Source organism: Chryseobacterium viscerum (assembly GCF_002899945.2).
GTDB classification, from domain to species: domain Bacteria; phylum Bacteroidota; class Bacteroidia; order Flavobacteriales; family Weeksellaceae; genus Chryseobacterium; species Chryseobacterium viscerum.
In genome coordinates this window covers 377,694-392,230 of the sequence record NZ_PPEG02000005.1, presented here as the reverse complement: position 1 = coordinate 392,230, position 14,537 = coordinate 377,694, and the positions used below count along the sequence as shown (strand labels likewise).

General features: G+C 35.4%; 18 protein-coding genes. 1 reads left to right on the top strand and 17 read right to left on the bottom strand.

Translation table 11 applies throughout. From position 1 onward, the window contains the following. Positions 1-8 precede the first annotated feature (8 nt). The 14 genes from C1634_RS13735 to C1634_RS13670 form a co-directional block, all read right to left on the bottom strand. Complete coding sequence (locus tag C1634_RS13735; protein ID WP_103234305.1) at positions 9-449, bottom strand: DinB family protein; 441 nt, start codon at positions 447-449, stop codon at positions 9-11. Between the two features lie 9 nt (positions 450-458). Next, positions 459-908, bottom strand: coding sequence for a hypothetical protein (locus C1634_RS13730; RefSeq protein WP_109738609.1), 450 nt, complete (start codon positions 906-908; stop codon positions 459-461). Between the two features lie 15 nt (positions 909-923). Continuing rightward, positions 924-2,087 (bottom strand): methylmalonyl-CoA mutase family protein, encoded by a 1,164-nt coding sequence (locus C1634_RS13725; RefSeq protein WP_103234307.1) that lies wholly within the window; start codon positions 2,085-2,087, stop codon positions 924-926. Positions 2,088-2,211: 124 nt separating this feature from the next. Next, positions 2,212-2,568, bottom strand: coding sequence for an FtsB family cell division protein (locus C1634_RS13720; RefSeq protein ID WP_103234308.1), 357 nt, complete (start codon positions 2,566-2,568; stop codon positions 2,212-2,214). Positions 2,569-2,572: 4 nt separating this feature from the next. Beyond that, complete coding sequence (gene udk / locus C1634_RS13715; RefSeq protein ID WP_045497309.1) at positions 2,573-3,187, bottom strand: uridine kinase; 615 nt, start codon at positions 3,185-3,187, stop codon at positions 2,573-2,575. Between the two features lie 209 nt (positions 3,188-3,396). Then, a complete protein-coding gene (locus C1634_RS13710; RefSeq protein WP_103234310.1) occupies positions 3,397-3,702 on the bottom strand; it encodes an ATP-dependent Clp protease adaptor ClpS in 306 nt (101 codons plus the stop codon). Between the two features lie 10 nt (positions 3,703-3,712). Then, on the bottom strand, positions 3,713-5,071 hold the full coding sequence (locus C1634_RS13705) for a hemolysin family protein (protein ID WP_103234311.1): 1,359 nt from the start codon (positions 5,069-5,071) through the stop codon (positions 3,713-3,715). Positions 5,072-5,338: 267 nt separating this feature from the next. Then, the gene (gene atpG, locus C1634_RS13700; RefSeq protein WP_109738608.1) at positions 5,339-6,202 is read right to left on the bottom strand and encodes an ATP synthase F1 subunit gamma; all 864 of its coding nucleotides are present in this window, start codon (positions 6,200-6,202) and stop codon (positions 5,339-5,341) included. Between the two features lie 76 nt (positions 6,203-6,278). Next, positions 6,279-7,856, bottom strand: a complete 1,578-nt coding sequence (gene atpA / locus C1634_RS13695) for a F0F1 ATP synthase subunit alpha (RefSeq protein ID WP_109738607.1) — start codon at positions 7,854-7,856, stop codon at positions 6,279-6,281. A 16-nt stretch (positions 7,857-7,872) separates the two neighbouring features. Next, positions 7,873-8,412 carry an ATP synthase F1 subunit delta gene (atpH, locus tag C1634_RS13690; protein ID WP_103234313.1) on the bottom strand — a complete coding sequence of 180 codons (540 nt, stop codon included), beginning with the start codon at positions 8,410-8,412 and terminating at the stop codon, positions 7,873-7,875. A gap of 2 nt (positions 8,413-8,414) precedes the next feature. Then, on the bottom strand, positions 8,415-8,912 hold the full coding sequence (locus C1634_RS13685) for a F0F1 ATP synthase subunit B (protein ID WP_109738606.1): 498 nt from the start codon (positions 8,910-8,912) through the stop codon (positions 8,415-8,417). Between the two features lie 82 nt (positions 8,913-8,994). Further along, entirely contained in the window at positions 8,995-9,189 is a 195-nt protein-coding gene (atpE, locus tag C1634_RS13680) for an ATP synthase F0 subunit C (RefSeq protein ID WP_002979108.1), read from the bottom strand. A gap of 47 nt (positions 9,190-9,236) precedes the next feature. Continuing rightward, positions 9,237-10,334 carry a F0F1 ATP synthase subunit A gene (gene atpB, locus C1634_RS13675; RefSeq protein ID WP_109738605.1) on the bottom strand — a complete coding sequence of 366 codons (1,098 nt, stop codon included), beginning with the start codon at positions 10,332-10,334 and terminating at the stop codon, positions 9,237-9,239. Positions 10,335-10,393: 59 nt separating this feature from the next. Continuing rightward, positions 10,394-10,765: a hypothetical protein gene (locus C1634_RS13670; RefSeq protein ID WP_103234969.1), complete on the bottom strand. Its 372-nt coding sequence runs from the start codon at positions 10,763-10,765 to the stop codon at positions 10,394-10,396. A 157-nt stretch (positions 10,766-10,922) separates the two neighbouring features. Between C1634_RS13670 and ffh the strand changes: the two genes are divergently transcribed. Continuing rightward, complete coding sequence (gene ffh, locus C1634_RS13665; RefSeq protein ID WP_109738604.1) at positions 10,923-12,275, top strand: signal recognition particle protein; 1,353 nt, start codon at positions 10,923-10,925, stop codon at positions 12,273-12,275. Between the two features lie 71 nt (positions 12,276-12,346). On the opposite strand, the gene C1634_RS13660 is transcribed toward ffh, so the two are convergent. From C1634_RS13660 to C1634_RS13650, 3 genes are all read right to left on the bottom strand, one after another. Further along, positions 12,347-13,009: a porin family protein gene (locus C1634_RS13660; protein ID WP_103234967.1), complete on the bottom strand. Its 663-nt coding sequence runs from the start codon at positions 13,007-13,009 to the stop codon at positions 12,347-12,349. Between the two features lie 68 nt (positions 13,010-13,077). Continuing rightward, positions 13,078-13,740, bottom strand: a complete 663-nt coding sequence (locus tag C1634_RS13655) for an outer membrane beta-barrel protein (RefSeq protein WP_103234966.1) — start codon at positions 13,738-13,740, stop codon at positions 13,078-13,080. A gap of 77 nt (positions 13,741-13,817) precedes the next feature. Next, a complete protein-coding gene (locus tag C1634_RS13650) occupies positions 13,818-14,474 on the bottom strand; it encodes an outer membrane beta-barrel protein (protein WP_109738603.1) in 657 nt (218 codons plus the stop codon). Between the last annotated feature and the right edge of the window lie 63 nt (positions 14,475-14,537).

The following is a 14,537-nucleotide window of genomic DNA, read 5'->3' as shown; positions in this document are numbered from 1 at the left end:
CTGAAAAATTATCTTTTATAAAAAATATAATCAGTCAATAGCGGGGTTATACCATTCTGCTTCAACAAAGTATTGATCTGTCCTCTGTGATAAGTAGAATGATTGACCGCGTGAAAAAGCATTTCAAAAATACTGTTATCGAACTTCGCCCCTCTTGAATTCTGATATTCTATTCTTTTCTCCAGATCAAGATTATTTATAATATCAATGCTTTTAAGAAAGTTTCCATGGTTGATTTCATCAAGGGATTCAAAAAGATTGATCTGCCAGACTTCAAAAGTTATTTCGCCCAATATTCTTGCATTCCAGATCTGTTGTGCATTTATTGTATGATTAATGAGACTGATTGTCTTCTCATCCAAAGCTTCTTTATTTTCAGAAATAACTTTAATCATTTCACGGTTGAAATGATAGGTGTATTCAAATAAATCAATCAGTTTTTCTTTCATTACCAAAAACTATAAGTTGTTATCTTTATACAACGTCAACACATTTGGGGACGTAGGATCAATATCTGTCGGGTTTTTATTTTCAAAGTCTAAGAATAATAGAAATTCATTCTCATTAACAAATTTAATAAGTCCACTCAAAAATTTACTTTCTTCAAGTTTATTATTGAAATCATTGTATGATGCAATCAAATTAAATTTGACAATTTTTTTTGAAAAATCCGTAGTATATTTTACATGAGCAACTTTACCTTTATTGGGTCCGTCAGAAATTATATGATTTCTACCGTCAATATTCAGTCCATCAAGTTCTACTTTTACAAAACCATCGGAAAAAAATGTAAATGATCCGTGACTACCAGCATCTGTTCCAATCCATTTTCCGTATAGATCTTTCTCAGTTTGAGAAAAACATACTCCAAAAAACAATAAAAAGAAAATTAGAAAACCTTTTTTCATAGTATGATTAATGTTTTATTCAAACATTTCAGCCCAACGTACTGCTTTTATCTCTTTTTCGTTGTAAAGATCTGCAATAGACTTTTTAACGTCTAATTTAGGGTATAAATTCACTCCTATCAGCTTTATTTTCACTTCTTCAATCCATTGCTGCTCTTCAACAGCATGATCATAGATCTTTTTCTGTACAACTCCCTTCTTTATAAGTTCAAGATACCCTCCTGCTTCTTCAATTTCAATGAATAGCGTCCATGACTTTTCTGCAATCTGCTGAGTAATGTCTTCGATATAGTAACTTCCATTAGAGGCATCTTCAAATACATTGATAATACTTTCATAAGCCAGCACAATCTGTTGTTTGAAAGAGATCTCTTCTGAGTTATCAGTACTTCTGGCTACAAGGTAGTTATTGGTAAAAACAGCATCTGCTCCTCCTATCATTGCCGAAGCAAGCTCTAAGGTAGAACGGATAAGGTTGTTTTCATTATCAGCAATGGCTTTATTTCTCTGCGAAGTTTCTGCAAAGATGTAAGGGATTTCATCCATCCCATATTCCTTGGAAAGTTGGTTGAAAAGTATTTTAAAAGCTCTCAGTTTTGCCATTTCAAAGAAATAACTGCCACCTACTGCTATTCTGAAGATTAGTTTATTTAAAATTTCGGCTCCATATACTTCCACCAGTTCCTTAGCTTTGGCTAAAGCAATACCAAGCTGCTGATAAATAGCTGCTCCTGCATTCTGATGCAGTGAAATATCTACACAAATATTTCTTTTAAAATCTTTTGCCAGTAATTCTTTTGCCAGCTGATCATCAATGTTTCCTTCTTTTTCATTAAAAACATCGATCAAAGAAAAATATTGGTCCTCCTCTTTGGGACTGATGTGTCCTGCAAGGTCTTTATTATTGACAAAAATAGCTTTCTGATCAAGATTTTCTACATTCTGATCCAAAATAAATGCAAATACTTCATCTTCCAAACTTTCATGGTATCTTGCTACCAAATGGGTGCTTTCCTCAACTCTAGGCAGGTTTACCAAAGGTTTCTGAACTTCTGTGTAAAAAGGCTTCACCTCTATTCCTTCTAGATTCTGTTTTTCTAAAATGGGATAAATGTCCTCTGTTTTAAGTTGTTTTTTGACTAAACTCTCCCAGTTTGAAAGGATATCTGTATTTGACATTAGTTTTATTTTTTATGAATTGGCTATGATGAAGTTGGCTCCACAAGTGAATTTCCATTACATTGAAAATTAACAAGCAAAGCGAGTTGATTATTCACCATTGACCTATTTTATTCGACTTCTATTATTTTTTAGGCACCTTTGTGCTGTCTACCACCAAAATGAAGATTTCTTCATTCGGTTTCTTCATAAAATAATTTTCTCTTGCGTATTTTTCTTTCTCTGACTTGTTGTTCATCAGTTTTTTATAAAAAGCATCGTTCTTATCATATTCTTTTTTATAATAGTCCAGCTGCTCTTCATACTTGTGAATCTCACCATTCAGTTCGTTAATAACAAGAAATGAGGTTTTATCGAAAAAAACCATCCATACCAAAAACAGACAGATCGTAATGGTATACTTATTCAAAACATATTTCTGGATAAGTTTGAATGTTTCAGATTTCGGCTGAATGTCTTTGATAAGGTTGTTTTCTTCCATTTTTTTAATGTTTTTTCAACGAATTTTTAATAACAGTAGTTAAAAAATCAATCGCTACGGAATTCTGTTTCATATTAGGGATAATAAGATCGGCATCATTTTTAGATGGCTCGATAAATTCCTGGTGCATTGGTTTCAAAGTAGTCTGATAACGGTGTAGTACCTCACTCAGATCTCTTCCCCTTTCCTGGGTATCTCTTCTGATCCTCCTGATCAGCCTTTCATCAGAGTCTGCATGAACGAATACTTTCAGGTCAAACTCTTTCAGTAGTTCTTTATTGGTCAATACCAGAATTCCTTCTACTACCAATACGTTTTTAGGTTCTACAGTGACATGATCTCCTGTTCTGGAATGAGTGACAAAGCTATAAATCGGCTGTTCAATAGGCTCGTTATTCTTTAAAGCTTTCACATGTTTTATCAATAATTCAAAATCTATAGACTTCGGATGGTCATAATTCAGAGCCTCTCTTTCTGTCAGTGTCAGACCTTGGTTGTCGTGATAATAATTATCCTGAGAGAGGATATTCATTCCCTCAATATCAAGCTGCTGAAGTATCTTATCAACAACTGTAGTTTTGCCGGATCCAGTACCACCGGCAATTCCTATTACAAGCATTCTTTTTTGTTTCTTTATAGTTGGTACAAATATACTATTTTAGATAAAATATGACAATGTAAGAATATTGAGAAATTAAAAGATTAAAGCATTTAAAGATTAAAAGATTTCCTGAAAGGCCATTACTCTTTGTGATGTATTGCTATTACTTGATTGTCATCTCCGGATTTAATAAAAAAAACCGACAATTAATTTGTCGGTTTTTTATTTTATACGATTTCGCTTGTTAATTCGCGCGAAATTAATTTGTCATGCATGGGTTTCAAAACATCCATTGAGCCTGTTTTTACGGTACATTTACCTTTGTAGTGAACAAGGATCGTACATTGCTCGGCCTGTTCCAAAGAATGTTTACAGATTTCGATCAGGCAGTCTATTACATAATCAAATGTATGAATATCATCGTTATGCAGTACGAGTTTATAGACTTCATCTGTATCGTCCATAACGAGGACTTCTTCTTCATACTGACGTTTTGGGTTTTCGTAATCTTTTATGCTATTATAAAAATTCATCCTAACGGTTTTAAACTTCTCCAATTTTATCTGCTAAATGATCTATAGCATTAGGTTCCTGATAGATCAGCTCTACAAGCTCTACACTCTTATTATTCATTTTCAGAATTTTGAAGTGATAATCCTCAAGATCAAACTCCTGGTTTTCTTCCGGGATCTCTTCCAGCTCATAAAGAATGAATCCGGCTAATGAATTATATTCGCTTTCTTCGGAAAGAGGTAGTCTTTTTGGCAGGAATTCGTTGATTTCGTCCAAAGGCTGTGTAGCCTGTACCCAATAGGTATTGTCCGCTATTTTATCAACGATCTTTTCTTCATCGTCTTCTTCATCCTGAATTTCTCCTACCAGTTCTTCCAGAATATCTTCTAATGTGATAATCCCTTCAGTTCCTCCAAACTCATCTATAACGACAGCGATATGTTGTTTTTTAAGCTGGAATGTTTTCAGTAAGTCTGAGACTTTTTTACTTTCTACTACGAAAAACGCATCACGCATCAGATCTTTAAGATCTTCATGATCCAGCTCTCCTTTTCTTTTAACAAATTCTCTGATGATTTCTTTTGTATAGAAAATACCAATGATATTGTCAATAGAATCAATATATACAGGAATACGCGAATATCCACTATCCATAATCTTGTTGATAATGTCATTGACATCTTCTTCAAAATCGATGGAAGTAATATTTTGTCTTGGAACCATGATCTGTTTAGCAGAGTGATCTGTAAAATCAAATGCATTTTTGATGATCTCATAGTTTTCTTCCTCAATTTCTCCGCTATCAGCACTTTGTTTTACCAAAAGCTGAAGTTCCTCAGTAGAGTGGATTTCCTGCTCGGAAGCCGGGTGAATTTTAACCAATCTAAGGAAACCATTTGACATCGAGTTCATCAACCAGATAAATGGTTTAAAAACCGTGTAAAAAACCCTCAATGGAACCGCAGTTGCCATAGTGGTTGCTTCAGATTTTCTGATCGCGATTGATTTTGGAATAAGCTCACCAAATACAATATGCATAATGGTAATCAATACAAAACTTGTCACTACCGAAATTGTAGTAATCGTTGTCTGAGTCAATTCAATGCTCAAAGACACGAAAATATTTTCAACAATATGATGCAGGGCACTTTCCCCTACCCATCCAAGGGCAAGTGATGCCAATGTAATTCCTAATTGCGTGGCGGAAAGATATTCATCAAGATGTTTGATGATATGCTCTGCCTGTTTAGCCATAGAATTGCCTTCTGCGGCTTTTAACTGAATTTGTGAGTAACGAACTTTAACAATTGAAAATTCTGCGGCTACGAAAAAGCCATTTAGTAAAACAAGAAATAAGGCCAGCAAAAGCCTGACTATGTCCGAGTCCATTTAGAAGTTGTATAAATTTTATTAGCTACAAAGATATGCAAAATAAAAATAACCTGAATCGGGATAGATTATTTCAATTGAGTATTTTTTGAAAGAAAAATATGAAGGGATAGGATATGGCTATTTTCCAATAAAAAAATATCTGAAGGGCAACTTTCATTTCTCCGTAAAAAGAGAACTTTTGGGTGGTAAACAGCGGTTTTAGCCTTATGTAAATAAAAAAGCACCGAATGTATCGGTGCTTTAATTGTATGTTAAAATAATTCTTTATGAATTTTTCAAAGCTTCTGCTCCGGAAACAATTTCCAAGATTTCGTTGGTAATTGCAGCCTGTCTTGCTTTGTTATAGAAGATCTTAAGATCATTTCTCAAAGCTTCTGCATTGTCTGTAGCTTTGTGCATTGCTGTCATTCTCGCTCCGTGCTCAGATGCTACTGAATCTAGGATTGATTTGAAAACCTGAGTTTTGATAGACTTTGGAATCAAGTTATCCAGAATCTCAGCTCTGTTAGGTTCAAAGATGTAATCTGTTTCCACCTGTGGCTCTGCATTTTCAGGCATCAGGATCGGAAGAAGTTGTTCTGTTGTTACTTCCTGAGTCGCTGCATTAACGAATTTATTGTAGATAACATATACTTCGTCAAATTTACCTTCTCTGAAACTTGTCATTACTCCTTCAGTGATATGAGCAACGGCATCAAAGTTCAGATTATCATAAACAGAACTTCCATTAGCATATACCGAACGGCTTCTTCTTACAGCATCAAATGCTTTTTTACCTACAGGAAGAACTTCAACCTCGTATTGAGAATTGTTCTGAAACTGAAGGTTAAGCTCTTTTACAATTGAAGAGTTAAAAGCTCCTGCAAGACCTCTGTTTGAAGTAACAGCGATGAAAAGTATTCTTTTAACCTCTCTTTTCTGAGCATATACAGAAATCTGATCAGGATCTGAGCTAGAATTTACATTCTGGATAAGCTCCTGTAATTTTTCAGAATATGGTCTTAGCATTACGATTGCGTCCTGTGCTTTTTTAAGTTTCGCAGCGGAAACCATTTTCATAGCACGGGTAATCTGCATCGTAGATGAAATTGACGTAATTCTTCCTCGTATTTCTTTTAAGTTTGCCATTAATTTGGGTTCAAAGTTTATGGTCTAAAGTTTAAGGCTTAAAACGTTATATTTTAAACCTTAAACATTTATTTTTTTAGTTGTATTTAGAAGCTAAATCGTTAGCAGCCTGCTTAAGAACACCTGTAATATCGTTATCGATTTTTCCAGACTTAATTGCAGCCATTGTATCAGGGTGCTTAGATCTTAGGAACTCGATATACTCGTGTTGGAATTCTTTAATTTTGTTCAAAGGAACGTTTCTCATTAAGTTTTCTGTTCCAGCATATACGATCGCTACCTGACTGTCTACAGGAAGTGGTGCATTTACCGGCTGCTTAAGGATTTCTACGTTTCTTTCTCCTTTAGAGATTACTGCTAAAGTAGAAGCATCAAGATCAGAACCGAATTTCGCGAACGCTTCTAGTTCTTTATATTGAGCCTGGTCTAATTTAAGAGTACCAGAAACTTTTTTCATTGATTTGATCTGAGCATTACCTCCTACTCTCGATACAGAGATACCAACGTTGATCGCTGGACGAACCCCTGAGTTGAATAGATCAGACTCCAAGAAGATCTGTCCGTCTGTAATAGAGATTACGTTTGTAGGGATATATGCAGAAACGTCACCAGCCTGAGTTTCAATGATTGGAAGAGCAGTTAATGAACCACCTCCTTTCACGATTGGCTTAAGAGACTCTGGCAAATCGTTCATTTGCTTAGCAATGTTATCATCAGCGATTACTTTTGCAGCTCTTTCCAATAGTCTTGAGTGAAGATAGAAAACGTCTCCAGGGTAAGCTTCACGGCCCGGTGGTCTTCTCAATAGTAGAGAAAGCTCACGGTAAGCAACAGCTTGTTTAGATAAATCATCATAAACGATAAGCGCTGGTCTACCAGTGTCTCTGAAGAACTCCCCGATAGATGCTCCTGCCATTGCAGAATATACCTGCATTGGAACTGGATCTGATGCGTTAGCCGCAACGATTACAGTATATGCTAAAGCTCCTTTATCAGAAAGCGTTTTAACGATTTGTGCTACAGTAGAAGCTTTCTGACCGATCGCAACATATATACAATATACAGGGTTACCTGCATCAAAAAATTCTCTTTGGTTGATGATCGTATCAATCGCAACAGTAGTTTTACCTGTCTGTCTGTCACCAATGATAAGCTCTCTCTGACCTCTTCCTACTGGAATCATCGCATCAATTGCAACGATACCTGACTGTAAAGGCTCAGTTACCGGCTGTCTGAAGATAACTCCAGGAGCCTTTCTTTCCAATGGCATTTCGTATAAATCCCCAGTAATAGGACCTTTACCATCGATAGGGTTACCAAGAGTATCTACTACTCTTCCTAACATTCCTTCTCCTACTTTGATAGAAGAGATTCTGTTTGTTCTTCTTACTGTATCACCTTCTTTTACTAATTTACTTTCACCAAGTAAAGCAACACCTACGTTGTCTTCTTCAAGGTTAAGTACAATACCTTCTACATCACTAGAAAATTTCACCAACTCTCCGTATTGTACGTTTTCTAACCCGTATACACGAGCAATACCATCACCGATGGTTAAAACTGTACCTACTTCCTCAACGTTGGATTGAGTATCGAAGTTGGCCAATTGCTGTTTTAAGATCGCAGATACTTCTGCCGGATTTATTTCTGCCATTGTATGGTTGTTTTTCTTAATTTAATTGGAAATCTTTTTTAACTTGGTTAAGTTTTGTCTTCACAGACGCATCTACCTGCTGGTCACCTACTCTCAGAACATATCCTCCAAGAATTTCAGGCTTTACAATTACTTTCAAATCGAAGTTTGAATCAGCATTTACAAGATTGGTAGATCTTAAAATCTGGTCAAGATTTTCTTTTGAAAGCGGAGTTGCTGTAGTAAGCGTTACTCTTTGTATACCACTAAGGTCTTCTACTTTATTGATAAATTCCTGAGCGATATTTTTCAATTGGTTTTCACGTCCGTGTTTAATCACCAATCTGATCAGATTTTGGGAAGAAACAGATAAACCTTTGAAAATTTCGTTTGCTACTTCTATCTTCTTTTTTGAATCGATGTAAGGAGTCATGAAAAATTTATTTAAGTCCGCAGACTCTTTCATGATCTTTGCTACATCTTTCATTTCAGAAAATACAGTAGCCGTTTGACCTGATTCGTTGGTGAAGTCAAGTAAACCTTGTGCGTATCTTTTAGCTACTTTAGATGTAAGCATTCTTAGTTAAGGTTTGATTTGTTTAAATAATTTTGAACTAATTCGTTTTGAGCTTCGTTGTTATCCAGCTTTTGTTTCAAGATAGACTCAGCAATGTTTACAGATAAAGTACCAATTTGAGTTTTGATGTCTGCCATGGCAGCATTTTTCTCAGCGTTGATAGTCTGTTTAGCAGCTTCGATCATTTTGTCTCCTTCAGCTTTAGCAACATCTTTAGCTTCCCCTACGATTCTGTCTTTAATCTCTCTAGCTTCTTTAAGGATAGCATCTCTTTCGATTTTTGCTTCACGAATGATTCTTTCGTTATCCTCTTTTAAAGTTTCCATTTCTTTTCTAGCTAATTTAGCTTGGTTAAGAGCGTCAACAATAGATGTTTCTCTGTCATTGATAGACGTTAAAATAGGTTTCCAAGCGAATTTACCTAACAAGAATAATAATGCTAGAAAAATAACAGACTGGATAATAAATAATCCTGATGAAAACTGATGAATTAATTCCATTATATAAATGTATAAATAATTATTACTTTTTTAAAGAACCATTATCTGCAACCAACCGTTACAGATAATGGTCTGATTTTAATTAGTTTACTGCGAATAGAGCAGCAAACGCAACACCTTCTACAAGTGCAGCTGCGATAAGCATAGCTGTTTGGATTTTTCCAGATTGCTCAGGTTGTCTAGCGATAGCTTCAAGAGCAGCAGCTCCGATTTTACCAAGACCGATACCTACACCTAGTACTACGATACCAGCACCTACAATTTTAGGGATTTCCATAATATATAATTTTAAAAAATTTGTTTTACTTTAATTAACTCTTTCAATTAGTGAGCAGCATGATGTTCGTGCTCGTGCTCTTGTACTGCCATTCCGATAAACAAAGCTGATAACATTGTAAAGATATAAGCCTGTAGGAATGCCACCAATACTTCTAGTAAATAAATTACCAATGTAAGGAATGGGAATGCAACACCTGCGATAAAATTCTTGAATACGTAGATCAATCCGATCAAACTCATTACTACGATGTGACCTGCAGTCATGTTTGCAAAAAGACGGATCATCAATGCGAATGGCTTCGTGATTGTTCCTAATAATTCGATAGGAAGCATGATCAGTTTCATTGGAACAGGAACTCCCGGCATCCAGAAGATGTGTTTCCAGTAATCTTTATTCGCTGAGAATGTTGTAATCAAATACGTAAGGATAGCCAGGAAGAATGTCATTGTAATATTACCTGTAACATTGATTCCGAAAGGCATTAATCCTAAAACGTTAAGGAAAAGAATAAAGAAGAATACAGTTAATAAATAACCCATAAATCTCTTATACTTATGTCCGATATTTGGGATTGCAACTTCGTCTCTTACAAAAACAATTAGTGGCTCTAAAAATCTTGCTGCACCTGTAGGAACAACTGATTTCTTATAAGATTTAGCCATTCCACCGAATAACACTAACATAAAGATTGATACCAATAAAATCATCAGTACACTTTTTGTAATAGAAAGATCTAATGGCTTTACGTTAGTTGGGTGACCGTGATCATCAAGAGTTATAGTCCCAGCAGCATCAGTCTTATAGATTTTCTCATGGTGCAGTACATAAAAAGAACCATCTACTTCAGTAGGTTCTCCGTGCATAAACCCTTCTTTGTTACTCATGAAAGCGTGAAAACCGTTATCATATACAATAACAGGAAGAGGGAAACCGATGTGGTGACCTTCTTTATCAACCATCAATGTGAAATCATGCGCATCCAACAAGTGATGATCGATGAACTCTTTGTTTTCTTTGCTTACTTTGTCTTTCTCTGAAAGCTCCTGAGCAGGAGCTGCCCCAGCAGGAGCCTCACCGTGCTGTGCAGACACTAAGTTTAATACAAAAATACTGTAGAATAAAACTGCGAATTTCTTAAACATTGATAGGTTTTTTTCGTTGTGCAAAAATATGATATTTTTTCTATTTTCAATAAATTATTTTACTGTTTTTTATCATGATTAATCAGCTTGATCGCATAGTAGGTAAGCATTGCTGTCAGGATAAAATACGGGATGATGAAATGAAATTTATAGCCTGGAATGACTTCAAAGTTCAGTTTTTTTCTGATTAGGTACATTAAACCAAATTTTAAAAGGATCAAACCAATAACAGACAATCCTAAAAATTGCGGGGCTACTCTATTAATTAAAATAATAAGAGTAACCATCATCATAAACATGACGCTTAGAAAAAGATAAAATTTAATGATTATAATTTCATCCAGATGAAAAACAAATTTCCAAAGGGAAAAATGCACCAAAAACGTCAGAAAGAATAAAATGACAACAAGAATATTAGGATTGATTTTCATTCTAAATTTTAATTGATCGCAAAAATAGACTTTTTCTATCGTATTATGATATGATTTGATATATATCATTTTTTCTTATATATATAATATTACGTGCCGGACACTTTAGATATGCTAAAAATTCCTTATTTTTGCAAACCTATAATTTACAATCAATATGTTTAATAGTTTACAGGATAAATTAGACAAGGCATTACACAATATTTCCGGTAGAGGAAAAATTACAGAAATCAATGTAGCGGAAACCGTAAAGGAGATCCGTAGAGCATTGGTAGATGCCGACGTTAACTATAAAGTTGCAAAAGATCTTACCAAAAGAGTTCAGGATAAAGCATTAGGAGAGAACGTTCTTACTTCCCTTACTCCGGGACAGCTGATGACAAAAATCGTTCATGATGAACTTGTGGAGCTTATGGGAGGTTCTCAGGAAGGGATCAACCTTTCTGGAAAACCATCTGTAATCCTTATTGCAGGTCTTCAGGGATCTGGTAAGACTACTTTCTCAGGAAAGCTTGCTCATTATTTACAAACAAAAAGAAATAAAAAGCCTTTATTAGTAGCCTGTGACGTTTATCGTCCTGCTGCAATTGATCAGCTGAAAGTATTGGGAGGACAGATTAATGTTCCTGTTTTTACTGAAGAGGGCTCTACTAATCCTTCTACCATTGCTGAAAATGCAATCAATTTTGCAAAAGCCAACAATCATGATGTAGTAATCGTGGATACTGCGGGTCGTTTGGCGATTGATGAGCAGATGATGAACGAGATCAAATCTGTACATTATTTCATCAAGCCACAGGAGACTCTTTTCGTAGTTGACTCTATGACAGGTCAGGATGCTGTAAATACGGCAAAAGCATTCAACGATGCATTGAATTTTGACGGGGTTGTTTTAACGAAATTAGATGGTGATACAAGAGGGGGTGCTGCACTGACAATCCGTTCTGTTGTTGAAAAGCCGATCAAATTTATCTCTACAGGGGAGAAAATGGAAGCTTTAGACCTTTTCTACCCGGAAAGGATGGCAGACAGAATCCTGGGAATGGGAGACGTTGTTTCCTTAGTAGAAAGAGCTCAGGAGCAGTTTGATGAAGAAGAAGCTAAAAAACTTCACAAAAAAATCGCTAAAAATGAGTTCGGGTTTGATGATTTCCTTAAGCAGATCAACCAAATCAAGAAGATGGGTAACATGAAGGATTTGATGGGAATGATTCCTGGGGTTGGAAAAGCAATCAAAGATGTGGAAATCAGCGATGATGCATTCAAACACATCGAAGCGATTATCTATTCTATGACTCCTGAAGAAAGAAGAAGACCTTCTATTATCAATACTCAGAGAAAAGGAAGAATTGCTAAAGGTGCCGGAAGAAAAATCGAAGATGTAAATCAATTGATGAAACAATTCGAACAGATGGGTAAAATGATGAAGATGATGCAGGGACCTCAAGGAAAGCAGATGATGCAGATGATGAGCAAAATGCCGAATATGCCTGGTATGGGTGGAAAATAAAAAAGACAAAATCAGTCATAAAAAAACTCTCAGAATTTCTGAGAGTTTTTTATTTTTATAGAAATACGTGTTTATTTAAACTTGTATCCTACTCCTAGCTGAAAGAAATTCATTTTTAATTTCTCACCATCTACAGGATTTTTGATCATATTGGTAAGACCAAAGCTATAGCGGGCATCTACAAATAACCCCTTGTATACATTATAATCTGCACCAAAGAACAACCCGAAATCCGTAGATTTTAGCGTATCGTTCAGATATCTTTCTACATAACGCTCTCCTTCTGCTATTCCTGCAGGATTTGTCATCCCTGCATTCGGACCGCTCATTTCAAATTTCACTTTGTTATTGGTCTTAAAACTCACATATGGACCTGCATAAATCCCCAATTCCGGCGTTGCATAATATCTTGCGGATACAGGAATTACAATTCTGTTCAGGTTCATCTTTTCTGTTACGGTAATACCGGGTAATGAAACTTCTGCTTTTCCACCAAGGTTAGCGTATTCTACCTCTCCCTGAATCGCAAATTTGTTGTTGAATTTATGTTCAACCAAACCTCCGATATAAAACCCTGATTTGGATTTTAAACTTCCTTCAATTCCCCCAAATTCAAAATCACCTTCATTAGAATTCAATTTTGATAGCGCGTAACCCGCTTTTACGCCAAATGTAGTTTGTGCATTTAATCCTGCAAATAAAGCAATTGCAGATGCTAATAAGATTTTTTTCATGATTATTATGATCAATAGTTTTACACTAAAAAGTCCTAAGATAAATCTCAGGACTCATTTATTATTTATTATTTTGCAAATACATATTTCACTCCAAAAGTTACTGAAGTTAAGCTGATACCGAATTTATAGTCATCGGCTCTTCTAGCTCCGTCAATATCTCTTTTGTAAGTATTGTATCCAAACTCCCCTATTGTAGCTTCAATTGACCAGTTTTTGCTTACGAAATAATCCAAACCTGGCTTGATATTTACCCCAATATTAGTATAGTTATTTTTTCTTGAAGATGAAGGAGCAAGCAATGGATCTCCCATTAAAATATCGCTGTTTGAATCCAGCTTTTCCTGACCAAATTCCAATGGAACCTGTAGTTGGCCGAAAATATATAGTTTATCAGATAAAGTCCAGTATTTTCTCACGAACGGAGCTACTACAAATGCATTATCTGTTTCTTTTATATCCATTACATTACTTAAAAAACCACCGCCTACACTGTGTTTTGTAACGGCGCTTTTATACCCTATACCAAGTCCCAGCGCTAAGTTATTATTAACGAAATAACCAGCTGTAGGAAGGATTCTGATCACATCATTCTTTCTCTCAGTTCCGAATTCATTCTTTTCGCTGTGATAATATCCTACCTGTCCTGAAAGATAGGACGTTCCTTTTGCAATCTGCGCATTTGATAAACCGAAAAGCGCAACAGCGCCCATCAATACGATTCTTTTCATGATTATTATATTAGTTTTTTTATTAAAAAAAAGCCCTAAGGGTTAACTCAGGGCTTTCTTGCTATATGCTTTGTTTATTACTTTGCAAATACATATTTAACTCCGAAAGTTACTGAAGATAAATTCAATCCGAAGTTATAGTTGTTTGTAGCATCACCATCTTTTGGCTTGTAGTTGCTATAACCGAACTCACCGATAGTAGCTTCGATAGACCAGTTCTTGTTTAAGAAATAATCTAAACCTGGCTTCACAGTAACACCGATTTTAGTGTACTTAGCTTCAGTTGAAGTAGAGTTTGAAACAACTGTATTTCCTGTTGTAGCTACAGAGCTAGTTTCAGTTTCAGTTTTTCCAAACTGCATTGGTACTGCTAATTGTCCGAAGAAATATAATTTGTCAGACAAAGTCCAGTATTTTCTTACGAATGGAGCAACAACAAAAGCTGGAGTTTTAGTAACGTTCTCGTTTACAATTGTAGTGTTTCCTAAAGTTGCAGTAGTAGTGGTAGTGTTCTTTTCAGTTTGGTAACCAATTCCTAATCCAACTGCTAAGTTAGTGTTTACGAAATATCCAACTGTAGGTAATACGTTGAAGTTTTCTTTTTTAATGTTTCCGTTGTTAGATTCTACTTGAGAATAACCAACAGATCCAGATAAATATGTAGTTCCTTTAGCAATTTGAGCGTTTGATAAACCAAAAAGTGCAACAGCACCCGCTAATAATATTTTTTTCATTTTAAAAAATTTTAATACTTTCTGAGGGCAAATTTACAGTGGCTACCACGAATATTAAAATTT